Source organism: Mycobacterium sp. Soil_C_30 (assembly GCF_057656995.1).
The window spans coordinates 427,362-452,121 of sequence record NZ_JBDGJH010000001.1 but is presented as its reverse complement, the minus strand read 5'-3'; the positions used below and the strand labels follow the sequence as shown (position 1 = coordinate 452,121).

21 protein-coding genes and 1 pseudogene are annotated in these 24,760 nt (G+C 68.2%); 6 read left to right on the top strand and 16 right to left on the bottom strand.

Going from position 1 to position 24,760, the window contains the following annotated elements; genetic code table 11:
• Nucleotides 1–5: 5 nt before the first annotated feature.
• The 10 genes from AC3A6P_RS02050 to AC3A6P_RS02005 form a co-directional block, all read right to left on the bottom strand.
• Nucleotides 6–1,385, bottom strand: a complete 1,380-nt coding sequence (locus AC3A6P_RS02050; protein WP_487687699.1) for an aminotransferase class I/II-fold pyridoxal phosphate-dependent enzyme — start codon at nucleotides 1,383–1,385, stop codon at nucleotides 6–8.
• Nucleotides 1,382–2,680, bottom strand: a complete 1,299-nt coding sequence (locus tag AC3A6P_RS02045; RefSeq protein WP_487687696.1) for an NtaA/DmoA family FMN-dependent monooxygenase — start codon at nucleotides 2,678–2,680, stop codon at nucleotides 1,382–1,384. Before AC3A6P_RS02045 ends, AC3A6P_RS02050 begins: the two co-directional genes overlap by 4 nt.
• A complete protein-coding gene (locus AC3A6P_RS02040) occupies nucleotides 2,677–4,017 on the bottom strand; it encodes an NtaA/DmoA family FMN-dependent monooxygenase (protein WP_487687692.1) in 1,341 nt (446 codons plus the stop codon). Before AC3A6P_RS02040 ends, AC3A6P_RS02045 begins: the two co-directional genes overlap by 4 nt.
• Complete coding sequence (locus AC3A6P_RS02035) at nucleotides 4,001–4,951, bottom strand: LLM class flavin-dependent oxidoreductase (protein ID WP_487687690.1); 951 nt, start codon at nucleotides 4,949–4,951, stop codon at nucleotides 4,001–4,003. The genes AC3A6P_RS02040 and AC3A6P_RS02035 overlap by 17 nt, the downstream gene beginning before the upstream one ends.
• A gap of 3 nt (nucleotides 4,952–4,954) precedes the next feature.
• A complete protein-coding gene (locus AC3A6P_RS02030) occupies nucleotides 4,955–6,607 on the bottom strand; it encodes an ABC transporter substrate-binding protein (protein ID WP_487687688.1) in 1,653 nt (550 codons plus the stop codon).
• Between the two features lie 79 nt (nucleotides 6,608–6,686).
• Nucleotides 6,687–8,336 carry a dipeptide ABC transporter ATP-binding protein gene (locus tag AC3A6P_RS02025; protein WP_487687686.1) on the bottom strand — a complete coding sequence of 550 codons (1,650 nt, stop codon included), beginning with the start codon at nucleotides 8,334–8,336 and terminating at the stop codon, nucleotides 6,687–6,689.
• On the bottom strand, nucleotides 8,333–9,193 hold the full coding sequence (locus tag AC3A6P_RS02020) for an ABC transporter permease (RefSeq protein ID WP_487687684.1): 861 nt from the start codon (nucleotides 9,191–9,193) through the stop codon (nucleotides 8,333–8,335). The genes AC3A6P_RS02025 and AC3A6P_RS02020 overlap by 4 nt, the downstream gene beginning before the upstream one ends.
• Before the next feature lies 1 nt (nucleotide 9,194).
• On the bottom strand, nucleotides 9,195–10,238 hold the full coding sequence (locus tag AC3A6P_RS02015; RefSeq protein ID WP_487687681.1) for an ABC transporter permease: 1,044 nt from the start codon (nucleotides 10,236–10,238) through the stop codon (nucleotides 9,195–9,197).
• A 19-nt stretch (nucleotides 10,239–10,257) separates the two neighbouring features.
• Nucleotides 10,258–11,634, bottom strand: a complete 1,377-nt coding sequence (locus tag AC3A6P_RS02010) for an NtaA/DmoA family FMN-dependent monooxygenase (protein ID WP_487687679.1) — start codon at nucleotides 11,632–11,634, stop codon at nucleotides 10,258–10,260.
• Nucleotides 11,635–11,653: 19 nt separating this feature from the next.
• The gene (locus tag AC3A6P_RS02005) at nucleotides 11,654–12,502 is read right to left on the bottom strand and encodes a sulfurtransferase (protein ID WP_487687677.1); all 849 of its coding nucleotides are present in this window, start codon (nucleotides 12,500–12,502) and stop codon (nucleotides 11,654–11,656) included.
• 289 nt (nucleotides 12,503–12,791) lie between these two features.
• On the opposite strand from AC3A6P_RS02005, the gene AC3A6P_RS02000 reads away from it, so the two are divergent.
• The 3 genes from AC3A6P_RS02000 (at nucleotide 12,792) to AC3A6P_RS01990 (ending at nucleotide 15,201) form a co-directional block, all read left to right on the top strand.
• Nucleotides 12,792–13,625 (top strand): sulfurtransferase, encoded by an 834-nt coding sequence (locus AC3A6P_RS02000; protein WP_487687675.1) that lies wholly within the window; start codon nucleotides 12,792–12,794, stop codon nucleotides 13,623–13,625.
• Nucleotides 13,622–14,911, top strand: coding sequence for an MFS transporter (locus AC3A6P_RS01995; RefSeq protein WP_487687673.1), 1,290 nt, complete (start codon nucleotides 13,622–13,624; stop codon nucleotides 14,909–14,911). Before AC3A6P_RS02000 ends, AC3A6P_RS01995 begins: the two co-directional genes overlap by 4 nt.
• Nucleotides 14,912–14,988: 77 nt before the next feature.
• The gene (locus AC3A6P_RS01990) at nucleotides 14,989–15,201 is read left to right on the top strand and encodes a hypothetical protein (protein ID WP_487687671.1); all 213 of its coding nucleotides are present in this window, start codon (nucleotides 14,989–14,991) and stop codon (nucleotides 15,199–15,201) included.
• Nucleotides 15,202–15,212: 11 nt separating this feature from the next.
• Here the strand turns inward: AC3A6P_RS01990 and AC3A6P_RS01985 are convergent, their stop codons facing one another.
• Nucleotides 15,213–15,542 (bottom strand): 4Fe-4S binding protein, encoded by a 330-nt coding sequence (locus AC3A6P_RS01985; RefSeq protein WP_487688135.1) that lies wholly within the window; start codon nucleotides 15,540–15,542, stop codon nucleotides 15,213–15,215.
• Nucleotides 15,539–17,092, bottom strand: coding sequence for an FAD-dependent oxidoreductase (locus AC3A6P_RS01980; RefSeq protein ID WP_487687668.1), 1,554 nt, complete (start codon nucleotides 17,090–17,092; stop codon nucleotides 15,539–15,541). Before AC3A6P_RS01980 ends, AC3A6P_RS01985 begins: the two co-directional genes overlap by 4 nt.
• Nucleotides 17,093–17,300: 208 nt before the next feature.
• Here AC3A6P_RS01980 and AC3A6P_RS01975 point away from each other — a divergent pair, with 208 nt between their 5' ends.
• The 3 genes from AC3A6P_RS01975 to AC3A6P_RS01965 all read left to right on the top strand — a co-directional run bounded on the left by AC3A6P_RS01975 (nucleotide 17,301) and on the right by AC3A6P_RS01965 (nucleotide 20,360).
• A complete protein-coding gene (locus AC3A6P_RS01975) occupies nucleotides 17,301–17,633 on the top strand; it encodes a hypothetical protein (protein ID WP_487687666.1) in 333 nt (110 codons plus the stop codon).
• A gap of 150 nt (nucleotides 17,634–17,783) precedes the next feature.
• Nucleotides 17,784–19,127 carry an FAD-dependent oxidoreductase gene (locus tag AC3A6P_RS01970; protein ID WP_487687664.1) on the top strand — a complete coding sequence of 448 codons (1,344 nt, stop codon included), beginning with the start codon at nucleotides 17,784–17,786 and terminating at the stop codon, nucleotides 19,125–19,127.
• Nucleotides 19,128–19,148: 21 nt separating this feature from the next.
• Nucleotides 19,149–20,360 carry an acyl-CoA dehydrogenase family protein gene (locus tag AC3A6P_RS01965; protein WP_487687662.1) on the top strand — a complete coding sequence of 404 codons (1,212 nt, stop codon included), beginning with the start codon at nucleotides 19,149–19,151 and terminating at the stop codon, nucleotides 20,358–20,360.
• Here the strand turns inward: AC3A6P_RS01965 and AC3A6P_RS01960 are convergent.
• The 4 genes and pseudogenes from AC3A6P_RS01960 to AC3A6P_RS01945 form a co-directional block, all read right to left on the bottom strand.
• A complete protein-coding gene (locus AC3A6P_RS01960) occupies nucleotides 20,357–21,583 on the bottom strand; it encodes a DUF1214 domain-containing protein (RefSeq protein WP_487687659.1) in 1,227 nt (408 codons plus the stop codon). The two genes, AC3A6P_RS01965 and AC3A6P_RS01960, sit on opposite strands and share 4 nt — an antisense overlap.
• Complete coding sequence (locus tag AC3A6P_RS01955) at nucleotides 21,583–22,353, bottom strand: sugar phosphate isomerase/epimerase family protein (protein WP_487687657.1); 771 nt, start codon at nucleotides 22,351–22,353, stop codon at nucleotides 21,583–21,585. The genes AC3A6P_RS01960 and AC3A6P_RS01955 overlap by 1 nt, the downstream gene beginning before the upstream one ends.
• Before the next feature lies 1 nt (nucleotide 22,354).
• On the bottom strand, nucleotides 22,355–23,509 hold the full coding sequence (locus tag AC3A6P_RS01950; protein ID WP_487688133.1) for a sulfotransferase family protein: 1,155 nt from the start codon (nucleotides 23,507–23,509) through the stop codon (nucleotides 22,355–22,357).
• 33 nt (nucleotides 23,510–23,542) lie between these two features.
• A pseudogene (locus AC3A6P_RS01945) lies at nucleotides 23,543–24,652 on the bottom strand (LLM class flavin-dependent oxidoreductase); the annotation flags it as partial.
• Nucleotides 24,653–24,760 lie beyond the last annotated feature (108 nt).

Genomic DNA, 24,760 nt, shown 5'->3' with positions numbered 1-24,760 from the left:
TCGCCTCAGTCGAAGTACTCCCGCTCCGCGGAGTGCACCGCGGCCTGCACCGCCATCGCGAGCTCGTCGAGGCGGCCGGGGTTATCGGGTAACTGCAACACCGACACCCGCAACAACCCGCCGGGCGGGGTCACGAACGACGTGGACCCGGCCGCCACCACCAGACCCTGGCGGGCCAGGTTCACCAACGCCGACGTCTCGTCCGGCACCCGGACCCAGATCACGAATCCTTCGGCGCTGGCCGTCGCGGTCAGCCCGGCCCGCGCGAAGGCCTCCAGCGCGGATTGGCGTCGCCTGCGGTAGGTGATCCGGGTGCGGTACATCGCTGCCGCGGTCTCCTCGTCGTCGATCAGCGCCGCCAGCGCGTTCTGCAGGATCCGGCTGTTGGAGGCCATCCCGAAGCTGCGCAACCGGATGGTGCGCTCCACCAGCTCGGCGCTGCCGCCCAGCACCGCGGTCCGCAGATCGATGCCGAATGCCTTGCAGTAACTACGGACTCGCAACACCTGGGCCGGCAGATGACCACCCAGGGTCGCGGGCTCGTGTTCGGTCAGCGGGCCGGCACTGTCGTCCTCGACGATCCAGGTCCGCGGCGCGCGGTCGGCGATCAGCGCGGCCAGATCCGCCGCCCGGGCCTCGGTGAGCGCGCCGTGGACGGCGTAGGCGCCGCTGGGTTGCAGCACCAGGGCGGTGACGCCCGAGGCCAGTGCGGCGGTGACGGAGGCGACGGTCGGGCCTTCCTCGTCGGCGCGCACGCCGACGGGTTCGATACCGAGTCCACGCAGGATGTCCAGGTAGCCGGGGCTGACGGGCTCCTCCACGGCCACCCGGCCCCCCGCGGCGGCCGCGGCCGTCGCGAGCACCACCGCTTCGGTGCCGCCGCCCACGCAGTTCCACGCCTGCGGTTCGAACGGCCAGCTGGCCGCCACGCTGCGTAACAGCCGCGGGGAGATGTAGGCCCGTTCGGCGGCGTGAAGATCCGGGGTGGCCAGCGCCTCCACCAGCGCCGCGGCCAGGTCTGGCTGCAGCGCGGGATCCGGTGTCACCGTGGACATCTCGATCTCCGACCAGTCGAGCGCCCGGGCCGGAGTGCGCAGATCCGCCACCACGGTCCCACCGCGGCGGCGGGTCTGCAGCCTGCCGGTGTCACGGACCCCGCTCCAGGCAGACATCACGGTGCCGGGACTCACCCCGGCGGCGCGGGCGAAGTCGCGGATGGTGGGCAGCTGCGCCCCGGGCGTCAGCTCACCGGCATCGATCAACGCAGTCAGGCCGCGGCCGAGTGCCTTGGCGGTACTCCCCGGCAGGCGCTGCGCCAGCCACTCGGCATCCACTTGCACACCCGGCATCGATGCCGGGGCGCCGGCCCATCTGACCCCCGTCATTGCGGCAGGCCCAATCGGCTACGCAGGTCCCGCGTTGCCGGCGGCTCCCACAACCCCCGCGCCTGCAGCAGCGGCAGCACAGTGTCGGCGAATTCGGCGATCCCCGACCCGTAGTTGATCATGAATCCGTCGGCCGCCCCGGCGACGAACCACCGCTCCAGTTCGTCGGCCACCGCGGCGGGGGTGGCCGTCATGGCGAAGTGACCGTGCTCCAGCGCCACCCGTTCCAACACGTCCCGCAGGGTGACACCCGGCTCCGAGGCCCAGCGCAGGTAGATCTGCGCGCGGCTGCGGCGCCGGTGCGACGCCTGCAGTTCCTCGGCAGACGGCAGATGCGTCACCGGGATGGGCTCGTCCAACGGCAGCTCGGTGAATCGGAATCCAGGTGACTCGCGCACCACGGCGCGGCGCGCCTTGTCCAGCACATCCGGGGTCACCCGCGCACCGCGGGCCTTGCGCGCCGCCGCGACGTCGGCACCCAGAAACGCGCGAAACCCGGGGAACACCAACACCTCTCCCGGCCCGCGCCCCTCGTCGGCGGCCGCCTTCCGCAGGCGGGTGCCGAAGGCGAGCGCATGCTCGAAATCCGGCGCGGCGACGAACACCACGTCGGCGTTGCGCGCGGCGAAAGCCACTCCCTCGTCGGAGGCACCTGCTTGCACCAGCACCGGCCGCGAGGCCAACCCCGGCACATCCAGCGGGCCCCGCACGGAGAAGAACCGCCCGGAGTGGTCAACCGGCGTCACCTGGGCGGTGTCGACGTACACCCCGGCGGCTTTGTCGTCGACGATCGCCTCCGCGGGGAAGCTCGACCACAACGCGCGGGTGACGTCCAGGAACTCCTGCGCCCGGGCGTAGCGTGTCGCGGGGTCCGGCAGCGTCTCCGCGCCGAAGTTGGCCTCACCGGTGAACGATGTCACGACGTTCCACGCCACCCGGTCACCGGACAGCCGCTGCAGCGATGCGAGGGTGCGGGCCAGGTTGTAGGGCTCGTGGAAACTCGTCGAGGCGGTGGCGATGAACCCGATGTCACGGGTGCGCGCCGCCAGGGCCGCGGTCAGTGACAGCGGGTCGAACGGCAGACGCGGCGTCTGGTGCCGCACCGGGTCGAAGCCGAGGAAATCGGCGTAGAACAGCGCACCGAAACCGGCGGCTTCGGCCCAGCGGGCGTAGGCGACGTGCTGCTCGAGGTCACTGATGTCGGACGGGTCGACGTCGGCGTCGCGCCAGCGTGCGATGGGCCCGAACGCGTGCTCGCCGGAGACGACGAAACGCAGCGTCCGGTCGGTGCTCACGCGAGCGCCCCGGACCCTAGGCGGTGCGGCGCCAGTCCGTAGTGCTGACGCAAGGTGGTGCCCTGATAGTCGGTGTGGAACACACCGCGGGCCTGCAGCAGCGGCACCACGTGGTCGACGAAATCGATCAGCACACTCGGCGAGCTGGCCATGTGCAGGTTGAACCCGTCGGCGGCTTCGGCGAGGTACCAGTCGGTGATGGTGTCGGCCACCTGCTCGGGGGTACCGATCACCGAGACGTGCTGAGTTCCGTTGCGGCGCAACCGGAAGACCTCACGCAACGTGAGGTTGTCGCGCGCGGCCCGGTCCAGCAGTCCGTCGAGCTCGCTGGCCGCGGTGCGGCTGATCTCGGCCTTGGCCAGCAGATCGAACGGAAGCTGGCGGTCGATGTGCAACGCGTCCGCCGGGATCCCGAGCTGGCGGGCGAAGAACGACACCCGGGTGGCGTCCGGGGTGGCCTCATCCAGTTCGCGCTGCCGGGCCCGGGCGTTCTCTTCGGTGTCACCGATGACGACGAAGAAACCGGGCAGCACCTTCATGGTGTCCGGATCACGACCTGCCTCGGCCGCCCTGTTGCGCAACAGATTCCGGTACGTCACGCCGTCACCCAGTTCGGTCTGGTGGGTGTAGACCGCATCGGCGGTGCGAGCGGCCAGCGCGATGCCGTGTTCGGAGGCGCCCGCCTGCACCAGCAGCGGGCGGCCCTGCGGCGACGGCGGCACCAGCGGCTCGCCGGCCACCTGGATCCGTTCCCCGGCGAACGCCGCGGGGCGCAGCGCCCCGGGACGCAGGTAGTCGCCGGTGGCCCGGTCACCGGCAATCGGATCCGGCTCCCACGCTTCCCACAGCGCCACCACCGCGTCGACGAACTCATTGGCCCGGGCGTACCGGTCCGCTTTCGCCAGAGCATTCGGCGCCGAGAAGTTGCGCGCCGCTTTGTCTCCCGCGGTCACGACGTAGTTCCACGCCGCCCGGCCGTCGCTCACCAGGTCCAGCGACGACACCTGGCGGGCCAGGTTGTACGGGTCGTTGTAGGACGTCGAGGCGGTGCCGATCAGGCCGATCCGGCTCGTCGCCCCGGCGACCGCGGTCAACGCGATGAACGGGGTCAGTGCCCGCCACGGGTGGTGCCAGTAGGCGCCGTCGAAGGCCGGGGTGTCGGCCAGGAACACCGCCTGCAGTTTGCCGCGCTCGGCGATCTGCGCGAGTTCCACGTAGTGGTGATGCGTGACGAACCAGGACGGGTCATGGCTGTCGAGTCGCCACGAGCCTTTGGCGGTCCCACCGGGCAGCAGGTTCAGGTTGAGGATCAGACCCTCGTCAGGCTGACGCGGCATGCGCGACCTCCCGCAACGGCTCCAAGACCTCGGAGACGGTCAACGACAGGCTGGCTTTCCATTGCGCCAAGGTCAGTTTCGCTGGCGCGACCTGCAACAGCACTTCGTCCACCAGGTCCAGCTCCGGGTCGTTGCGCAGCGCGGTGCGCACCAGGTCCGGGTCGCCGTACCAGGCATCGCCGTTACCGTTCTTGCGGTGCAGTTCGATGGCCCGCTCCCCCGCCAGGGCACGTGCCTGCGCGGTGGTCTCGGCGGTGATCACGGTGCGCGAGGCAGCGATGCGTTGCTGCGGGTCGGCGTGCTCGCGGAATCCGTCGATCGCTTCGCTGTGCCGGCGCAGATTGCCCTCGTAGTCCAGCGCTTTCGACGACCTCAACAACAGGTTGTCGCCGATGGCCCCGATCTCGGCGGCGTGGGTCGGGTCACTGGCCACCCGCCACAACCGCTGCCGCAGCTCTCCCGCCGGCGGGTAGAGCCGGCGGCCGCCGCCGAGGTCGTCGCCGTCGAGCACCCGCCGGAGGGTGGCCACCTTGTCGGAGTACACCTGCAGCCGGTTGTCCCAGTCCACCCCGAACGGTCCGAACGCCCAATCCTCCAGTCCCGAACCGAGTCCCAGCTGCAACCGCCCACCCGAGAGCGCATCGGCGATCACCGCGTCCTCGGCCACCCGGATCGGGTTCTCCAGGGTGATGACGACGACGCCCGCGCCGAGCCGGATCCGGCTCGTGCGCTGGCTCGCCGCCGCCAGGAACACCAGCGGCGAGGCGATGGTGCCCTTGTCGGAACGGAAGTGGTGCGAGGTGATCCACGCTGTCGAGAGTCCGAGCTCCTCGGCATGGACTATGAGGTCGAGCCCGTCATGGTACTGGCGTACCGGGTCGGCCTCGGTGTCGTTGAGGCGAAAGAAGATCCCGAAATCCGGCACCTTGCTCACAACTCAGGACTTCCAGGTGTCGTAGGCCCAGAAGTTCGTCATCCCGCGCGGCGGGTCCAGCCACCGCTCGATCTCGTGCACCGCACTGGATGCCGCCGCGTTGTAACGCTCGGTGTACAGCGGCAGCGTCGTCACCTGATCGATCAGCGCGTACTGCGCGACGTTGTTGTACGCGGCCTTGCGTGCGTCGTCATCGAGCGCGGTCCGGCCATCCGCCAGCCAGCCGTCGACCTGCGGGTCCTCCAGCTTCGGGCCGTTGATGGCGCCGCCGGTCTCGTAGATCTTCTCCAGCACCACGCCGATGTCGACACCACCGACCGCGCGAGGGAAGGCCTCGTAGGTGTTGGTCTCGCGCACCACGTCGACGGTGCCTTCGTCACGGAACTGCAGGTCGACGTCGATACCGGCGTTGGTGCGCGCCTCGGCCTGGTAGGCCTCGAGCACCGTCGACAGCGGCGGTTTGGGCTCGGTGGCGATCAGCCGGATGGTCAGGCGCTGACCCTCCGCGTTGGTGCGGTATCCCTCGCTGTCCCGGGGACCGGTCCAGCCGGCCTCGTCGAGCAGCTTGTTGGCTTCTTCGACGTTGCCGCCGTAGGCGTTTTCGAACTGCGGATCGTAGAACGGGCTCTGCGGGCCGACGATGCTCCAGGCACGATCGGAGCTGCCCTGCAGCACCGTGTCGATGATCGGGTTGAGGTCAACGGCCTCGCGCAGTGCGCGTCGGACGCGGACATCCTTGGTGTTGTCACCGGTGACGTTGAAGTACAGCGAGTAGGGCGAGACGTTCGACGGCTTCCACTCGAACTGGAATCCCTCCACACCGTCGAAGGTCGCGATATCGGCCGGCGCCACCTGAGCGATGCCGTCGACCTCACCCGAGGTCAGCAGGCCGGCCCGCACATTGGGCTCGGGCACGATCTTGACCACCAGCTCGTCGAGGTAGGCCGGACCCTCGTGTTTGGCCAGTGCCGAGGGCCAGTTGTAGTCCTCGTTGCGCTTGAACCGCAGCTCGGACCCTTCCACCACCTCGTCGAGGATGAACGGGCCGGTGCCGGCGATGCCGACGCCACCGGCGGCCGCGTCGGGGTTCTCCAGCGACTTCGGCGAGATCTGGCCGCCCTGCAGCGATGCCAGGGTGTTCAGCCAGTTCGCGGTGGGCTCGGAAAGCACTGTGCGCACGGTGTATTCGTCGACGACTTCGGTGGCGGCCAGCGTTTGGAACGTGCTGGATTTCACCGACGGCGCGTACTCCTCGTCGTTGATGATCTTGTCGAAGTTCGCCTTGACCGCCGCGGCGTTGAACGGCTCGCCGTCGCTGAACTTCACGCCCTGCTTGAGCTTGAAGGTGTAGGTCAAGCCGTCCTCGGAGCGCTCCCAGCTCTCGGCCAGCCACGGGTGGATCGACTCGTCGTAGTCGATGGCGACCAGGCTGTCGTAGACGTTGCGCATCACCTGCACCTCCGAGCAGCAGCCGCGCACCTGCGGGTTCATCCCCTCTTCGGGGTAATCGGCCTGCGCCACGGTCAGGACGCCGCCGCGCACGGGTTCGCCGCTGCTTTCGCCGCCGCCGGAGTCGCTGCCGCAGGCGGTCAAAGCCAGCATCGCCGCGCCGGCCAGCGCCGCCAGCCGCACGGCCAGCGATCGTCTTCTTGTCACTTCTTCGGTCCTTTCTTGGGATTTCGGCGCGCTGGTAACCGCTGAGCGGTTACCAGCGCGCCGAAATCGCTGGGTTGGGCTAGAGCGTGGGTACTGCTTGTAGAAGCGTCTGGGTGTACTCGTCGCGGGGGTTGTCGAACACCTCGTCGGCGGTGCCCTCTTCGACCACCCGGCCGCGGTGCATCACCAGCACCCGGTCGGCGACGTGGTGCACCACCCCGATGTCGTGGGAGATGAACAGCAGAGCGGTGTTTCGGTCGGCGCGGATCTCCAGCAGCAGATCCAGGATCTGCGCCTGAATGGACACATCGAGCGCGGACACCGCTTCGTCGCACACCAGCAGTTCCGGATCCGAACCCAGCGCCCGGGCGATCGACACCCGTTGGCGCTGGCCACCCGACAGCGAGCGTGGATGCCGGTCGACGACGGCGGCGGGCAGGTGCACCAGGTCCAGCAGTTCCCGGATGCGGCTGTCACGTTCGGTCTTGCCGCGGTGCCCCAGAGCCACTGTCTCGGCGATGATCTCACGCACTGTATAGCGCGGATCGAAGGAGCCGACGGAATCCTGCGCCACCAATTGAACGGCACCGAGTCGCGGGGGTTGGTGACCGCGCTTACCGGTCCAGCGGCGGCCGTCGATCTCGACATGGCCCGCGTCGGGTGGCAGCAGTCCGGTCACGATGCGTGCCACCGTCGACTTGCCCGAACCGGACTCCCCGACCAGGCCCACGATTTCGCCGCGGTGGATCGAGAATGTCACATCCGCGGCGGCGGTGAACTGCTGGCGTCGGCCCTGCCGGTAGAACTTGCCCACCTGGCTGACATCGGCCACCACCTCGGAACCGGGCGAAAAGTCCGGCAGCGCAGGGGCTTCCAGATCGCTGAGCCGGCGCCCCCGGGTGTCTTTACCCGGCACCGCCGCCACCAGCTTGCGGGTGTAGTCATGGGTGGGCTGGTGGATCACCTCGGCCACCGAGCCGTGTTCGACCACCCGGCCGTTGTGCATCACCACCACGTCGTCGGCCACCCTCGACACCACCGCCAGGTCGTGACTGATCAGCAGCACACCGCGGCCGTCGTCGGCCAGGGTGCGCAGCAGTGCCAGGATCCGCGCCTGCACGGTGACGTCCAGCGCCGTGGTGGGCTCGTCGGCCACCAGCACGTCGGGCCGCCCCGCCAGCGCCGAGGCGATCAGCGCGCGCTGGCGCAATCCGCCGGAGAGTTGATGCGGATAGTTGCGCCGGCGATACGACGGCTCCGGGATGCCCACCGAGTCCAGCAGTTCTTCGACCGCGGCGACCCGCTGCTTACGGGGTAGCCGCAGCGCCTCGGCGACTTCGGCCTGCACGGTGCGCAGCGGGTCCAGTGAAGTCAGCGCGTCCTGGAGGACGAATCCGATCTGTGCGCCGCGGACCTTGCGCCAGTCCTTCTCGCCGTAGCCGCGGGTGTCGGTGCCCAGGATGTCGAATGTGGTTGCCGTGACCTGGCTTCCGGCACCGGCCAGGCCGACGAGGGTGCGCGCGGTAACGGATTTGCCGGAGCCGGACTCGCCGACGATGGCCAGGATGCGGCCGCGGCGGATGGTGAGGTCGACATCGCTGACCACCGGTAATGCGGTGCCGTCGTCGGCGCGCACACTGTCGAAGGACACGGTGAGGCCCTTGATGTCCACCAGGACGTCGCCGGTGTGGCCTTCCGGGGGCGCTGCGACGTCGGAGGCGAGGGTCATGCCGTGGCCCTCCTCTCGAAGCGACGCTGCAGGTTGCGGCCCACGATGGACACGCTGATCACGGTGACGGTGATGAACAGGCCCGGGAAGAAGCCCACCCACCAGGCGATCCGCAGATCTTGGCGGGCATCGGAGAGCATCGCTCCCCATTCCGGTAGCGGCGGGGTGGGACCGAAGCCCAGGAAGCTCAGCCCGGCTGCGCCGATGATCGCTGTCCCCACCCCCAGCGTCGCGAGCACTGGGACGGTGCCCAGCGCATTGGGCAGCACGTGGCGCACGGTGCGGGTGACCGCGGACGCGATGGCCAGCCGCGACTGCGCCACGTAGTCGGATTCGCGGACCCGCAGGGTTTCGGCCCGCACCACGCGGCCGTAGCGTGGCGCCGACGCAATGGCGATGGCCGCGATGACATTTCCGGTGCCCGGCCCGGTGAGGGTGATCAGCATCAGCGCGAACAGCAGATCGGGGAACGCGCCCACGGCGTCGAAGATCCGTGAGATGGCTTCGTCCACGCGGCGGTGTGCCACGCCGGCGATCAGCCCGAACAGCACACCGAGCACCACACCGAGCGCGGTGGAGGCCACCCCGATCAGGATGGAGTACCGCGCGCCGTGCACCACCCGAGACCACACATCGCGGCCCAGGTGGTCGGTGCCGAAGATGTGCTCGAAACTGGGGGCGGCCAGTGCGTTGGCCATGTCGCTGGCCAACGGGTCGCGGCTGGTGTAGAGGCCGGGGAACACCACGGCCACCACCAGCAGCACCAGGATCGCCGCGGCCACCAGCACCCCGGTGTTGCGGAAGCTGGTCAGCCCCGAGGACAGGGAACGGCCCGGGAAGGCGAGAGTTGTTGCCATGTCAGCGCACCCGCAATCTGGGGTCGATCCACAGGTAGAGGATGTCGACGATGGTGTTGACGGCCACGTACAGCGCGACGGCCAGCAGGGTGATGCCCAGCACCGTGGGAACGTCCTGTCGGGTCACCGCGACGACCGTGGCCTGTCCGATACCGGGCCGGCCGAACACCTGCTCGACGATCACGGTGCCGGTGAGCATGCCTCCCACCGACCAGCCCGCCAGGGTGGCCGCCGGGATGAGGGCGTGCCGCAGCCCGTGCCGCAGTTTCAGCTGCCAGGGCGAGATACCGCGCGCCAAAGCGGTGACGGCGTAGGGCTGTTCGAGTGATTTCTCGATGCCTTCGCGCAGCACCTGGGACAGCACCGCGGCCAGTGGCAGTCCGAGAGTGAGGCTGGGCAGGATGAGGTTCTCCAGCGTGCTGCCACCGACCACGGGCAGCAACCCCAGCTGGAAGGACAGCACGGTGATGAACACGATGCCCAGCCAGAACGTGGGGATGGACGCGAAGGTGAGCTCCCCGAGATAGGTGATCCGGGTGGCGATTCCGCGCCGGCCCGCGGTCACCACGGACACCACCAGCGCGACGGTGACGGCGATCAGGGTGGCGGCGGTGGTCAGCTGCGCGCTGGCCACCAGCCGGTGGCTGAACAGGATGTCGGCCACCGGTTGGCGTTGCACGTAGGACATTCCGAAGTCGCCCTGCACCAGCCGGGTGAGGAAGTCGAAGTACTGGACCGGCAGCGACTTGTCCAGCCCCCACTGCGCTTCGATGGCGGCGCGCAGTTCCGGGGTGTCGAATTCGCCCATCAGCAGGGTCACCGGGTCCCCCGGGGAGAAGTGCACCGCCAGGAAGGCCGCCGAGGCGGCCAGCCACAACACCACCACCGCGGCGACGATCTTCTCGCCGATGTAGCGTGCCTGGAAGGCGACGCCGGCCCATCGGCCGTCATGCCGGTTCGCCGAGGGGCGCCCGGGTTTCGGGGGCCCTACGACGTCAGCGCCGCTGGCGGGCAGGTCGCTCTTCGAGGACTCGAGGATCGTCATGGTGAAATGCGTACGGCGATCAGCCGAACGCGGCCTCCCCTACTTTATGCCGAGGTGCCGACGGCGCCACATAGTCTTCGAACCCGTCACCCGGGCGCTCCAACCCGAGGGTGTCGCGCAGTGTGGTGCCCGGGTACTCGGTGCGGAAGATGCCCTTGCGCTGCAGCAGTGGCACCACATGGTCGACGAACGCCGTGGCGACGTCGGGCAGTTGCGCGCTCATGATGTTGAAGCCGTCGGAGGCGCCGGCGTTGACCCAGGTTTCGATCTGGTCGGCCACCTGCTCGGGCGATCCGATGGCCGTCACATGGGTCAGGCCGCCGCCCTGGCGAGCCAGGATCTGCTTGACGGTGTACTTCTCGCGCCGCGCGGTGTTGATCAGCGCGGCGAAATGCCCACCCTGCGCGCCCAGTTCGCCGTCGGCGGGAACCAGGTCCCATGGAAGTTCCTTGTCCAGTTCCAACGCGTCCACCGGCACGCCGATCTGCAGCGCCAGCGCGTTGATGGCGAACTTTTCGGTGTGCAGCTCGCGCAGCTCGATCTCGCGTTCCCGCGCCTCGGCTTCGGTGGGGGCCACCAACGTGATCAGACCCGGCAGCACCCGGATGGTCTCGGGGTCACGTCCCCAGCCCTTGGCCTGCTCTCGCACCGTGTTGCGGAACGCGATCGCGCTCTCGATGGTGGACTGCACGGTGTAGACGGCATCGGCAAAACGTGAGGCCAGCCCGATCCCGTCGGGTGAGGACCCGGCCTGCACCAGCACCGGATGTCCCTGCGGTGAGCGCGGCAGCGGCAACGGACCCGCGGTGTTGACGTACTCACCGGTGAAATCCACTGCCCGGATGCGGCTTTCCTCCACGTAGGTGCCGGTCTCCCGGTCGGCCACCCAGGCGTCGTCGGCCCAGCCGTCCCACAGTGCGCGCACGGCGGCCACGAATTCGTGGGCCCGCTTGTATCTCTCGTCGTGATCGAGGCCGTGCTCGCGACCGAAGTTGCGGGCGACGTCGTCACCGTTGGTGGCGACGATGTTCCAGGCCGCGCGGCCGCCGGAGATGTGATCCAGCGTGGAGATGCGCCGGGCCAGGTTGTAGGCCGAGTTGTACGAGCTCGAACCGGTGGCCACCAGCCCGATGTGGCTGGTGTGCTGGGCGATCGCGGCGAACGCCAGGGTGGGGTCCAGCCCACGGAAGGGCCGGTATTCACCGCGGTAGCGCCACACCGGGGTGTCGGCCAGGAACACGGCGTCGAACTTGCCGCGCTCGGCGATCTTGGCGACCTCGATGTAGTGCTCGAGACTGCTGTACTGGTGGGCGTCTCCGGTGCCGGCCCGCCAGGCCCCGGGGAACACCCCACCGGGAATCAGGTTGAGGTTGAGGGTGATCGACTTACGAGTCATGAAAAGACCTATCTCGCTGTTATTTCTCGATGGGGAAGCCGACGATGCTGCCCCACTCGGTCCAGGAGCCGTCGTAGACGCGGACGTTGTCGTAGCCGAGCACCTCGCTGAGCGCGATCCACCCCAGGGTGGAGCGGTGTGACAGGCGGCAGTAGTTGATGATCAGGCGGGGGTCGCCGTCAACGGTGCCCGAGACCAGTCGTTCCAGTTCGTCTTTCGGTTTGAGCCGGCCGTGCTCGTCGAGCAGTTCCCGGAAGAACAGCGGTTTCGCACCCGGGATGCGGCCATGCCGCTCCGCCCCGTGGTCGATCGGAGCGGTTGGGCCGCTGACCCTTTCGCCGGCGTACTCCTGCGGGGTGCGGTAGTCCAGCAGAACCACCTCATCGTCGTCGAGCAGGGCGCGCACGTCGTCGCGACCGATCCGCAACCGCTCCTGCTCGGGGGTGGGCACCGGCACGGCCAGCGGCGCGGTGGCCGGCTGCCGCTCGACACTGCGCTGCTCGCTCGTGGGCGCACCCGCCGCTTTCCACGCTTCGATTCCCCCGTCGAGGTAGGCGATATCGGTGTATCCGCGCACCCGCAGGGTCCACAGCACATAGGCCGCGAACTGGGTGGGCTCCCCGGCGAGCACGATCCGGGACCCCTCGCCCGCACCGAGTTCGAACAGACGCTGCGACAACAGTTCGCCGCTCGCCAGCTCCCGCTCCAGCGGATGCCAGGCCAGGTCCTTCCAGAACACCGCCTGCGCACCGGGTATCAGCGCCCGCTCGGGCCGGGTGGCGTACACCTCGATGACCGCCAGGTGCGGATTCTGCAAATCCTCGACGATCTCTTCGACGGAGACAACCCCGCGCGTGATCAACGGCATTCAACAATCCTTTTGTTACAAGCCATGTTTGATACATAACTGGTGTTACAAAGAACATTATTGGCGCCGACGACACGTGTCTAGATTTATTCACACGTGAGTTTATTAGTCAGCGATGCGCTCGAGAGCTGCTAATTTCGGGCGGTGACATGATGTTTCATCGTCACGCGAGCGGTCACGGACGACTTCGCATCACCCGAATTTTTTGTCGTGGCAGGTTTGGCCGATTGTGTTACGACACATTGTTCGTGGCACATTCTGTGACACCTGCGAGGTTTGAGGAGAACATATGGGCGAGGCAGCCCGGCGGTCCAACCTGGTCAGCCCAGCAACGTTGCGGCAGGAGTTGACCCAGGGCGCCGACGTGGTGGTACTCGATGCCCGCCAGTCCGGCGATGCCGCCGACCCGCAGGCCTACGCGGACGGCCACATCCCCGGCGCCGTCTTCGTCGACCTGGACGCCGACCTGGCCGGGGCGAGCACCGGCAGCAACGGCAAGCGGCCCCTTCCCGGTGCCGAGGAGTTCCAGAAAACGGTGCGTCGCTGGGGAATCGAGAAGACCACCCCGGTGGTCGTCTACGGGGCCACCAGGTCTCCCGCCCCGGCACGCGCGTGGTGGCTGTTGCGCTGGGCGGGCGTGCAGTCGGTGCGACTGCTCGACGGGGGCCTCGACGGCTGGACACACCACGGCGGTGAGTTGCAGACCGGCGACCCCGCACTGCGCCCGGAGTCCGATTTTGTGATCGAGCCAGGTGGGCTGCCGGTGGTGTTGGTCGACGAGGTGCCGGCGTTCGCGGACCGCGGCGTCCTGCTCGACGCGCGCCCTGCCGCCAAGTTCTCCAACCCACAGGATCCGTCGGCCGGGCACATTCCGGGAGCGCGGAGCGCTCCGGCGGCCGGATCCTTCGACAGCGCAGGCTTTTTCCTTCCCGAGGACGAACTGAGACAACAGTTCAGCCGTCTGGGTGTCGGCGTGGACAGTGAACCCGCCGCCTATTGCGGCACCGGCGTCTCGGCGGCCCTTGAAGTGTTCGTCCTCACCCTGCTCGACATCCGCGCGCGCCTGTATGTGGGCTCGGCCTCGGAGTGGACAGCTGATCCCGCCCGCGTGCTAGAGCAGTGAGTGCCCCGGCACGCACCTTCTTGCTGGATCTGACCCCGTTCCGGCGCAGCCGCGCCTTCGGGCGCCTGTGGTTCGGCACCACACTGGGCAGCATCGGCCAGGAGATGACGGTGGTCACCGTCGCGCTGCAGGTGTACGCCCTCACGTCGTCGACGTTCGCGGTGTCGCTCATCGCCGGTATCGCCCTGGGCCCCATCGTGATCATGGGTCTGTACGGCGGCACGCTGGCTGACCGCTTCGATCGCCGGTGGGTGGCGATGATCGCCTCGGTCATCTCGTGGGTGGCCATCATCGTGCTGACCGTGCACGCCTGGCTCGACGGCACCTCGCTGTGGCTGCTGTACGCCGCCGCCACGGTCAATTCGGTGGCCAACACCGTCGGCGGGATCACCCGTCGCGCCATCATTCCCCGGCTGCTGCCGCGTGAGCTGCTGCCGGCGGCCGGGGCGCTCAACGGCATCAACATGGGCCTGATGGCCACGGTGGGCCCGCTGCTCGGTGCCGCCGCAGTCGGCATCGGCGGCTTCCAGGCCGCCTACCTGGTGGACACCGTGCTGCACACCGCGGCCTTCCTGGGGGTGTGGACGTTGCCGGCGCTGCGGCCGCTGGCCGAGGCGCGAGGCATCGGTGCGTTACGGGCCGTGCGCGACGGCTTGGCATATCTGCGGCGAGCCAACAACATTCGTTTCGCGCTGACCGTGGACCTGGTGGCCATGGCACTGGCCCAGCCACGTGTGCTGTATCCGGCTCTCGGTGCCGTCACCCTTGGCGGCGGTGTCACCACCGTCGGAGTGCTCTCGGCCGCGTTCGCCGCCGGGGCGATGCTCAGCGCGCTGTTCTCCGGGTGGACGGGATCGGTGCGGCGCCAAGGATTCGCGATCCTGGTGGTCTCCTACATCTACGCAGCGTCCATCGCCGCCGCCGGTGTGGTGCTGCTGCTGGCACTGCTGTGGCCCGTCGACGGCACGCATATCGTGGCGATCGTGGCGCTGGCAGCGGTGCTGGCCGTCGCGGGGGCCGCCGACGGCGTGTCGGCGATCTTCCGCGGGGCGATCCTGCAGGCGGCGGTGCCCGACGAACTGCGCGGCCGGGTGCAGAGCATCTTCTCCATCATCGTCACCGGCGGTCCACGCGTCGGCGATGTGGTGACCGGCGCGGTGGCCAGCATGCTCGTGGTCTGGAGCCCGCTGGTCGCCGGCGGTCTGGCGATGCTGCTCGTCATCTGGCTGTTGGCCCGCCGCGTCCCGACGTTCGCGCACTACGACCGCGACCACCCCGAACCCTGATCGCACCCGCCCAAACCGACACACGGGCCCGAAAGTGCGAGCAGAATACGGCAAAACGTCGATCTCGGCGGTCACTGATGTTTGCCGAAGTGCTCTATCTCGTCGATGATGTCGTCATCTTCATTGGTGCCGTTGGATTGGCGCTAATGCTCCGCGGCTGGGCAATATCTCTGGAGATGCGGCAGATTCGCCCGACACGACTGCATCCGAACTTCGGTCATCCCAGCTCGGGTGCAGTTCCCGAGGTTGTTGGCGAGAAAAGCTTAAAGATCCAAGTAGCAGGTTGGTAGCTCGAGATCGGTCACGGCATCTCGGGCTGGATGGCCACCCGAGCGCCCAGGGTGCGGCCCTTACCCCAGCCCAACGCGGCGCGGTACGAGCCCAACAGCCCGGTTTCGATGACGTGATCGAGATCGCGGAACGGCGAGTCTTCGGGGGCCGGCTCCAGGATCGGCGCCACGAACAGCGCGTCGGTCGGGCAGTACGCCTCACATTGGAAGCAGGTCTGGCAGCTGTCATGGCGGGCGATCACGGGCACGCCGTCAGCGCCGCGGTCGAACACGCGGGTGGGGCACACATCGATGCACTTGTCGCAGGCGATGCACCGATCACCGGAGACGATCTCGATCACGCCGCCCGGCCTTCCGAAAGCCATTCGGGCTCAGGACGACTCCACAGTTCGTCCAACCCGCCGGTGATCAGCCGGTGCTGCTGGCCCGGGTCCAGTTCGGTGTAGTCGAAGCGCCGGTGCATGCCGCGGCTCTCGGTGCGCTGCAGCGCAGCGTGATACATCCAGCGGGCATGGGCCAGCATGGCGGCGGCTTCCCGCGCCCGGAACTGCTCTTCACCGGTGGCCGGTTCACCGCGCCGAGCCCAGACCTCGTGCAGCACGCGCAGCGCGGGCTCGAGACGCGACGCATGTCGCAGGTAATTGATCTCGTACGGCAGCACCTGACGGCGGACCTCGGCCACCACGTCCCGGTAGCCGACAGCACCCGGCTCACCCACCGCACGCAGCCGGGCCGACGGCCGTCCCCGCGACGCCGCGAACGCGGCCGCACCTTCCCCGGCCCAGCCGCCCGAGCACGCCGCCCAGGACGCATTGTGCGCACCGCCGCCGGTCCAGGCGCCGGCGATCAGTTCCCTGGTCGCGGTGTCACCGGCGGCATACAGACCGGGAACATCTGTGGCGCAGTCGTTTCCAGCAATCCGCACTCCCCCGGTGCCGCGGATGGTGCCTTCGGTCACCAGCGTGATCTCGAAGTGCTCGGTGAACGGGTTGATGCCCAACCGGTCGAACGAGAGGAAGAAGTTCGGTTGCGCCAACCGCATCTGCGCCTGCACGGCCGGAGACGCCTTGTCGATGCAGGCCAGCACGGGCTCCTGGAGCATCACCGTCGCCATCAGCGTACGGTCCTTGGAGCGCGGCACGTCGAACACCGAACCGTCGGCGCGGTAGAACGTCGCCCAGTTGTAGAAGGCGTTCTTGGTGACCGCAGTGCCTTTCGGCGCAATCGCGTAGGCGTTGGAGAACTCCATCCCAGACAGCACCGCGCCGGCTTCGACCGCCATCAGCGCCCCGTCGCCGGTATCGACGTCACAGCCCAGGGTCTTGGACTGGAACGCGCATCCACCGGTGGCGAGCACCACCGCCGCCGCCTCGATACGCACGGTGCGCCCGGATGCGCGTTGCACCGCCAGCGCGCCGGAGACCACTCCCGCGTCGTCCAGCAGCAGTCGCAACGCGGGGGTGTGATCGAGGATGCGCACGCCCAGGCGCTGCACCCGTAACCGTTGCCTGCGCATGTATTCCGGGCCCTGGAGGTCGTCGACGATCACACGACCCTTGTCGTCGACCGGAAAGGGGTAACGCTGCACGCGGGCGAGTTCGTCCATCCGCGAATAGGTTTCGTCGAGAACACGCTGCATCCAGCCGCGCTCGGTCAACCCGGCGCCCACCTTCTCGCGGCTGGCTATCGCGGACTCCCGCTGATCGGGTTCGACGTACCACAGTCCGGTGCCCGCGGAGGCGGTGGCTCCACTGGAACCGGTGTAGCCCTTGTCGGCGAGGACGACGTCAACGCCGGCTTCGGCGGCTCTGATCGCCGCCCACGTCCCGGCCGGACCGCCGCCGATCACCAGAACGTCCGTCGAGAGGTGCTCGGCATCTGGTGTGGTCATAGCGGCGCCAGCTTGCCCGCGGACGGCCCCGAACACCATCGATGCAATCGTCGAGATTCTTAATACCGATCGGTTCCTGCCAGCTGTCGTTCAATCTCTGCCAACGGAAATCTTTGCCTTGACCTGCGGGTTGTAGCAGTCAGACCGGAACGAGAAACCCCTCCCGCCCCGATCCGAACACCACAACGATCCAGAGAGAAGCAGAGAAATGACCAAGTTCGGATTCGCCACCGCCATCGCCACCGCCGCCACCGCCGGCGTGCTGAGCCTTTTCGGAGCTGTGGCCCCTGCGATGGCCGCCCCCACCGGTGCCGGCAACGCCCAGGACACCATCTCGAGCCTGCAGGACCAGGGCTACAAGGTCATCGTCAACCGGCTCTCCACAGCGCCGCTGGCAGAGGCCAACGTCGTCTCCGTCGGCCAGGGCCCCACGTTCAGCCACAGCAACCCCAACAACAGCAACGAGGGCGGCTACGGCCCCAACGCCGACAACACCTACGCTCCGCAGAACACGAAGACCGTTTACGTCAACGTCCGCTGACGCAGACCCACGGAAAGCGCCCTACGGGGCGCTTTTTCGCATTGAGACAGAGTTCCGCAGCAGAATCGGTGTGAGGCGGATCTCGTTCGTAGGTCTTGAAACCTTCCCCCATCTACTTAGGCTTGGCTTACCTAATAGAAGGGAAGGCGTATGCGGAAGATCCGTGTGGCGGTCATCGGCGCGGGCCCGGCCGGCATCTATGCCGCCGACATCCTCACCAAGGAGTACGAGGCGGCCAGAGTCGACATCTTCGACCGGCTGCCGGCTCCCTACGGACTGGTGCGCTACGGGGTCGCACCCGACCATCCCCGCATCAAGGAGATCATCAAAGCCCTGCGCCGGGTGCTGTCCCGCGACGAGATCCGCTTCATCGGCAACGTCCACTACGGCAGCGACCTCAAGCTCTCCGACCTGCGCCGGCACTACGACGCGGTGATCTTCTCCACCGGCGCCCGCGCCGACCGGGCCCTCGACATCCCCGGCATCGACCTGCCGGGCAGCTACGGCGCCGCGGACTTCGTCTCCTGGTATGACGGGCATCCCGACGTGCCACGGGACTGGCCCCTGGACGCCAAGCAGGTCGCGGTGCTGGGAGCCGGCAACGTCGCCCTCGACATCGCCCGCGTGCTGGCGAAACCGGCCGACGAGCAGCTCACCACCGAGATCCCCGACAACGTATATCAGGGCCTGAAGCTCAACCAGGCCACCGACATCCACGTCTTCGCCCGGCGCGGCCCCGCGCAGATCAAGTTCACGCCCATGGAGTTCCGCGAGCTGTCGCACTCCCCCAGCGTCGACGTCATCGTGCACCCCGAGGGCTTCGAGATCGACGAGGCCAGTCAGCAGGCCATCAACACCAGCAAGTCGACCCGCCTGGTGGTCGACACCATGCTCAAGTACATGGAGAAGGAGCCGACGGGCGCCCCGCACCGCATCCATCTGCACCTGTGCCAGGCGCCGGTGGCGATCCTGGGCACCGACCGGGTCGAGGGCCTGCGTACCGAGCGCACCGAACTCATCGGCGACGGCACCGTCCGCGGCACCGGCGAGTACGTCGACTGGCCGGTGGACGCGGTGTACCGCGCGGTCGGCTACCTGTCGTCGCACCTGGCCGATCTGCCGTTTGACCATTTCGAGGGTGTGGTGCCCAACTCCGCCGGCCGGGTGCTCGAGATGGACGGCGTGGAGATGAACGCCACGTACGTGACGGGCTGGATCAAGCGGGGTCCCATCGGCTTGATCGGGCACACCAAATCCGATGCGGCCGAAACGATCTCGAGCCTGCTGGCCGACCTGCCCGGCCTCCGCCCACCGGAGATCTCCCAGCCGGATGCGATCCTGGATCACCTCGAGAGCAACGGCGTCGACTACACCACCTGGCAGGAGTGGGAACGCCTGGATGCCCACGAGATGTCGCTGGGTGAATCGAGCGGGCGTGAGCGCGTCAAGGTGGTGCCCCGCGAGGACATGGTGCGCGCCGGCAGGGTGGCGTGAACGGCGCAGTAGTCTCGCCCCATGTCCTTCTCACTTGAACTCAGTGATGACGTGATCGCGGTGCGTGACTGGGTGCACGAATTCGCCGCCGAAGTCGTGCGCCCGGCCGCCGCGGAATGGGATGAACGTGAGGAGACGCCGTGGCCCGTCATCCAGGAGGCCGCCAAGATCGGGTTGTACTCCCCCGACCTGTTCGCCCAGCAGGCCGTCGAGGAGTCCGGCCTGGGCATGCTGACGGTGTTCGAGGAGTTGTTCTGGGGTGACGCCGGGATCGCGCTGTCGATCCTGGGCACCGGGCTGGCGGCTGCGGCGCTGGCCGGCAACGGCACCCCGGAGCAGCTCGGGCAGTGGTTGCAGCCGATGTTCGGCACCCCCGAAGAGCCCAAGCTCGGCGCGTTCTGCTCGTCGGAACCCGACGCCGGCTCCGATGTGGGCGCCATCCGCACCCGCGCGCGTTTCGAGCAGGCCAGCAATGAGTGGGTGCTCAACGGCACCAAGACGTGGGCCACCAACGGTGGGATCGCCAACGTCCACATCGTGGTGGCCTCGGTGTACCCGGAGCTCGGGTCGCGCGGCCAGGCGACGTTCATCATCCCGCCCGACACCCCCGGCCTGAGCCAGGGACAGAAGTTCAAGAAGCACGGCATCCGCGCCTCGCACACCGCCGAGGTGGTGCTCGACAACGTGCGCCTGTCCGAGGACCTGATCCTGGGCGGGCGGGAGAAGTTCGAGCAGCGCATCGCCCGGGTGAAGTCCGGTGCCTCCGCCGGCGGGCAGGCCGCGATGAAGACCTTTGAACGCACCCGGCCCACGGTGGGCGCCATGGCCATCGGCGTCGCGCGCGCCGCCTACGAGTACGCGCTCGAATACGCCTGCCAGCGTGAGCAATTCGGTCGCAAGATCGGCGAGTTCCAGGCCGTCGCGTTCAAGCTGGCCGATATGAAGAGCCGTATCGACGCCGCCCGACTGCTGGTGTGGCGGGCCGGCTGGATGGCGCGCAACAACGTCGCCTTCGATGCAGCCGAGGGGTCGATGGCCAAGCTGGTGGCCAGCGAGACCGCGGTGTACGTCACCGATGAGGCCATCCAGATCCTCGGCGGCAACGGCTACACCCGCGACTATCCGGTGGAACGCATGCACCGTGACGCCAAGATCTTCACCATCTTCGAGGGCACCAGCGAGATCCAGCGCGTGGTGATCTCGCGGGCGCTGACGGGCCTGGCCATCCGCTAGATGCCGTACCGCAGTTTGACGCTGCGGTAGCGGCATTGCAGTTGGGCCGCCCGGTCGGCCGCAGACACCCGCGCGGTGTCCGGCGGCAGCACGTCGTCGAGGTCGCACCGTGCCACCAGCCGGGTGCGGAACGTCGCGGCATGACTGCTCATCAGGTTGCGGTAGGTCAGATTGCCGTCTGAGAAGCCTTGCGTGTCAAGCCAGTTGTGTACGCCCGGGTCGTCGTGCGCCATCACCAGACGAACCACGCCGTCGCTGTCCGCGTATGTCCGCGCCGGGGTGTAGCTGACCGCCCGGTGCAGGTAGTCGAGGCTGCCCCCGAACACTCCACCCATGCCGAAAATCCAGAACCCGTCGTGGTTGTCCATCTCCACCACCAGCGCCTCGTCAGGTTCCACGTGCCACACCAGATGGGCGGCCATCCGCCCGCGGTGTGCGTTCGCTTCGGTGCGCCCGGTCGGGAACCGGTTCAGGCACTCCGGGTCGACGACGCCGTTCGAGTAGCGCCAGGAGTGCTCCGGCCAGTCCCGCATCGCGCCGGTGAGGAAATCACCGGCCCACGCCATCGCATCGATCATCCGCTGCGGGGAGGGCGGCGCGGGCGGGCGGTCCATCCCGACCCGCTCGATGCTCAGCCGGGTCGGGGTCTCGCCCCACGCATCAAAAGCTTCGCGGATGAACACCTTCCGCGACGACGCCGTGGTGGGGAGCCAGTTCTCGCTGCGCCGCGCGCCGCCGATGTACAGCTCGAAGCGGCCGTCGGCATCGGTCACCAGTTGATGTCCGAAGATGTTGCATTCCGGGATGTCACCGAAGGGTTCGTGCAGCGACGGCCAGTCGGTGCCCGGGATGGTCTCCGGCCGGGCGCCCTGCACGGTGATGTTGAGCCAACGCGCAGTGCCCCGGATGCCGCTGATCCGGTAGGTGTGACGGCCGTCGATCCAGGCTTGCCGGTAGGTGAAGTCGGCGACGTCGCCGCCGAGCTTGCGGGTGGGCGTGACGAACGGGTGGATCTGCGGGTACGCCGGGTCCTTGGTCTCCAGGGCCAGATCGAAGGCCTGTCCGAGGTTCTGCACCAGGAATCGCATGGCGTCGGCGCGCGGCAGCGGACCGGCCGGGTTGGCGTCTTTGAACACCGCGTCGCCGGCTTGCTCGAGCTGCCGACAGAAGGCCGACCATGCATCGCGTAGCGGCTGGTCGGCAGTGCCGTCACCGAATGCCATCAGACGCCGAGCCTTTCGAGCACCCTGCTGACCGCGGCCAAGCCGCGCGTGGTGGCGTGGGCGGCGCCCTCAGCCTCGATTCGTGGACCCACCAGTTCCAGGTCGAACACACCGTCGTACCCAGCGGCGAGCACGTCCCCGAGGAGCCGTTCGAGCGGGATCCCGCCGTCTCCGGGGACAGCCCGGCACGGGGCACAGCGATCACCGAGCACGTAATCGCTGACCTGCACCAGCCCGGTCATCGGTGCGGCACGGGTGAACAATGCCGGCAGTCCCGCTTCCACCCAGCAGGCGTGCAGGTCGATGCAGACGCCGATACCGGCCATCTCGGCCAATCTGATGGTGTCGGCGAGGGTATGGGTGAAGTGGATATCGGCGTTGAACGCCGACGCGTTCTCCACCAGCAGTGTGATTCCGCGTTCCTGTGCGGCGGTGCGGCACGGTGCCACCAGCTCGGTGAAGCGGGCCGCGGCCTCTTCCCAACTGAGGGCGCCACGGCCGCCGGTGATCAGGTAGACGGCAGTGGCGCCCATACCGGCGGCGAGTTCGATTGCCGCGCAGAGCTCTTGCGTCGCAGCGTCGCCGGCGCTCCCGAGATCCCTGGCGAACGGGTGGTTGAGGGTGTGCACCCGGGCGCCCGTCATGAGGGGGCCGGCGAGAAGGGACGTCACCAGCGTCATGGGTACATCCAGGGTGTGACAGTGCTCGACGAACGCGTCCGGGGTGTCACCGGCGAACGCGACCTGGTGCAGGCTCAGCCGGGGATGCATGTCACCGTTGTTCGATCTCGACGCCGAACCGTTCCCTGAACGGCCGGAATTCCTCATGCAGCGCGTCGAGGTCCTCACCGATATCGGTCAGTACCGCGGTCGAGTAGTGGAATTTGCCGTGCCGGTCGCCCTTGTTCTCGGCGAGGTACCGGCGCATGGCCTGCTCGGCGGACGTAGTGAGCTCCCGACCGGAGAACGCGTAGAAACCGCGGACCGTGGCGATGGGGTCAGCGATGAAGTCCCCGTACCGCACATGGTGGATGCGGGGGTCATCGGTCAGCGGATTCGACATCGTGTTGGCGATACTGGCCCGCGTCATCTCCAGGTGCAGCTTGGCCTCGGCCTTCAGGTCGATGTCCCCCACCATGCCCGCGGCGATGTCGGCCATCATCATGGTGCGTGAGGCGGCCACCTGCACCGGATCCCGGTGCAACCACACCAGGGTGGCGTCGGGGTAGGTGGCGAAGAACGCCGCGAGCCGGAACCCGTGGAAACCCTTCAGCACCCAGTACTTCGGCGGCCGCGCGTGCTGGAACTGCTGCAACATGGCCTTGTGCAGGCGGTACTGCGCCGCCGGATCCGTCGGTAGGCCCATGGTGAGGCTCTGCATGGGCACCCGCCACCACGCCGTCGGCGTCATGACGCGGAAGTCGAAGGCCCAGGTCCGCTCGTCCTCCGGCAACCCGTCTCCGAGCATGTCGTTGTACGGATGCGAATGAAGCCACCGGGGCAGCGTGGTGTTGATCTCCCGCCAGTCCGCGTCGGCGCGGTCGCGACGGGGATCGTCGTCGGGCGCCAGGCCCGGCGGCGGTGACGGATACATCACCTCCCAGAACCGCAATGCTCGGGCGTCGGGGTCCACCGACATCAGCGCATGCATCAGCGTTGTGCCCGAACGAGGTTCACCCGTCACGAACATCGGCGCCTCGATGACCTCCTCGCCCACCGGATGGCGCCGCCGGTCTTCGAGGAACTCCAGCCGCGAGGTCAACAGCCAGTGGCACACGCCGGCCGCCCGTCTTCTACCGTCAGGGCCCATCGCCAGTCCGTTGAGATGGTCGACGGCCAGCCCGAACCGGGCCGGTAGCGTGTCGTCGCCCCAGTCGCTGAGCCCGGTCGCACGCTGCGCCTCGGCCAGTAGGTCCGCCGCGATCAGGGTTTCGGGCCACCGGGTCGATCGTGATGTGAGTAGGCGTCTCACCTCGTCTTCGGTCTCAACGACTTTGGCTGCCGAGCGGGCGCCGTATTGCAGCCCGGCCATGCCGCCGTAATCCATCAGCTTGAACACGCGCATACCGGCGTCGGCGAATTCGGTGACCCGGCGCGCAACGTCGGTGGGTGAGCCGCACGGAAAGACATCACGGATGGCTTGCGTGTCCACCTCGGCGCAGAAGTCGAGGATTCGCTCGCGCGAGAGTGCCACGGGGTCGAAATCCTGGATGCCGCGCCAGCGCTCCCCCATCGGGTGGCGATATCCGAATCGGCGCAGGTCTTCCGCGGTGAGCATCAGGATGATGGACTTGACCAGAGGTGCTTCCAGCATGGCGGCCACTTCCGCGTCGTCGCCGATCAGGCAGATCTGGGTCAACGCGGGCACGATGGCGGACGGGTCCCGGCCCGCTCGCTGCGCGGATGCGCGCACGACAGCCAGTTTGGCGGCGTAGTCCTCCGGAGTGTAGGCGCCCATGGGCCACCACCCATCGGCGTGCCGCCCGGCGATGTCGAGCATCCGGGGCCCGGCGGCGCCGATCCAGATCGGCGGTACCACGCCACCGAAGGGTTCGGTGTCCAGCCGGGCGTGGTCCAGCCGGTAGAACTCGCCGCGGAAGTCCACCGGACCTTCGCCGTGCCACAGCGCCTTGATGACGCGGAGGGATTCCTCGAATCTGCTGACGGGCCGGGCGAAGTCGAAGCCGTAGGGCACGGTGTTCTCGAGCTCACCCGAACCGAGACCGAGAATGAACCGGCCGCGCGAGAGGTGGCCCAACGTCAGCGCGGTCTGGGCGAGCGTCGCGGGGTGGCGGCGCACGGTGTCCACCACACACGACGCCAGTGGGGTGCGGGTGGTCAGGACAGCCGCGGCCGCCGCGACAGCCAGCCCGTCGAGATGGCGGTGCGGTGACGGGGACACGGTGGCCAGATCGGTGAACTCCGGGGTCCAGATCGAATCCGGCCAGAAGCTGACCATGTGGTCCGGCATCCAGATGGAGTGGTAGCGACCGGAGTCGTACTGCCCGAGCGCGTCGAGGCCCAGCGGAAGCGTGGTTCGCAGGAAAGCGGCGGGCTGCACCAGGTCCATGTTGTGCACTCGCTCAGCATAAGGAGGATCGGGTAGCCACACACCCGGATCGCCGACAACACTGCGACTAACCCTGCGACAAAAGGCCCCACCCACCAGGATGGAGCC

What these genes read in the sequence shown, in the direction of transcription:
- AC3A6P_RS02050 (WP_487687699.1), bottom strand. Translation starts at nt 1,385, where the DNA reads ATGACGGGGGTCAGATGGGCCGGCGCCCCGGCATCGATGCCGGGTGTG.
- AC3A6P_RS02040 (WP_487687692.1), bottom strand. Translation starts at nt 4,017, where the DNA reads ATGCCGCGTCAGCCTGACGAGGGTCTGATCCTCAACCTGAACCTGCTG.
- AC3A6P_RS02025 (WP_487687686.1), bottom strand. Translation starts at nt 8,336, where the DNA reads ATGACCCTCGCCTCCGACGTCGCAGCGCCCCCGGAAGGCCACACCGGC.
- AC3A6P_RS02020 (WP_487687684.1), bottom strand. Translation starts at nt 9,193, where the DNA reads ATGGCAACAACTCTCGCCTTCCCGGGCCGTTCCCTGTCCTCGGGGCTG.
- AC3A6P_RS02015 (WP_487687681.1), bottom strand. Translation starts at nt 10,238, where the DNA reads ATGACGATCCTCGAGTCCTCGAAGAGCGACCTGCCCGCCAGCGGCGCT.
- AC3A6P_RS02010 (WP_487687679.1), bottom strand. Translation starts at nt 11,634, where the DNA reads ATGACTCGTAAGTCGATCACCCTCAACCTCAACCTGATTCCCGGTGGG.
- AC3A6P_RS02005 (WP_487687677.1), bottom strand. Translation starts at nt 12,502, where the DNA reads ATGCCGTTGATCACGCGCGGGGTTGTCTCCGTCGAAGAGATCGTCGAG.
- AC3A6P_RS02000 (WP_487687675.1), top strand. Translation starts at nt 12,792, where the DNA reads ATGGGCGAGGCAGCCCGGCGGTCCAACCTGGTCAGCCCAGCAACGTTG.
- AC3A6P_RS01990 (WP_487687671.1), top strand. Translation starts at nt 14,989, where the DNA reads ATGTTTGCCGAAGTGCTCTATCTCGTCGATGATGTCGTCATCTTCATT.
- AC3A6P_RS01980 (WP_487687668.1), bottom strand. Translation starts at nt 17,092, where the DNA reads ATGACCACACCAGATGCCGAGCACCTCTCGACGGACGTTCTGGTGATC.
- AC3A6P_RS01975 (WP_487687666.1), top strand. Translation starts at nt 17,301, where the DNA reads ATGACCAAGTTCGGATTCGCCACCGCCATCGCCACCGCCGCCACCGCC.
- AC3A6P_RS01970 (WP_487687664.1), top strand. Translation starts at nt 17,784, where the DNA reads ATGCGGAAGATCCGTGTGGCGGTCATCGGCGCGGGCCCGGCCGGCATC.
- AC3A6P_RS01965 (WP_487687662.1), top strand. Translation starts at nt 19,149, where the DNA reads ATGTCCTTCTCACTTGAACTCAGTGATGACGTGATCGCGGTGCGTGAC.
- AC3A6P_RS01960 (WP_487687659.1), bottom strand. Translation starts at nt 21,583, where the DNA reads ATGGCATTCGGTGACGGCACTGCCGACCAGCCGCTACGCGATGCATGG.
- AC3A6P_RS01955 (WP_487687657.1), bottom strand. Translation starts at nt 22,353, where the DNA reads ATGCATCCCCGGCTGAGCCTGCACCAGGTCGCGTTCGCCGGTGACACC.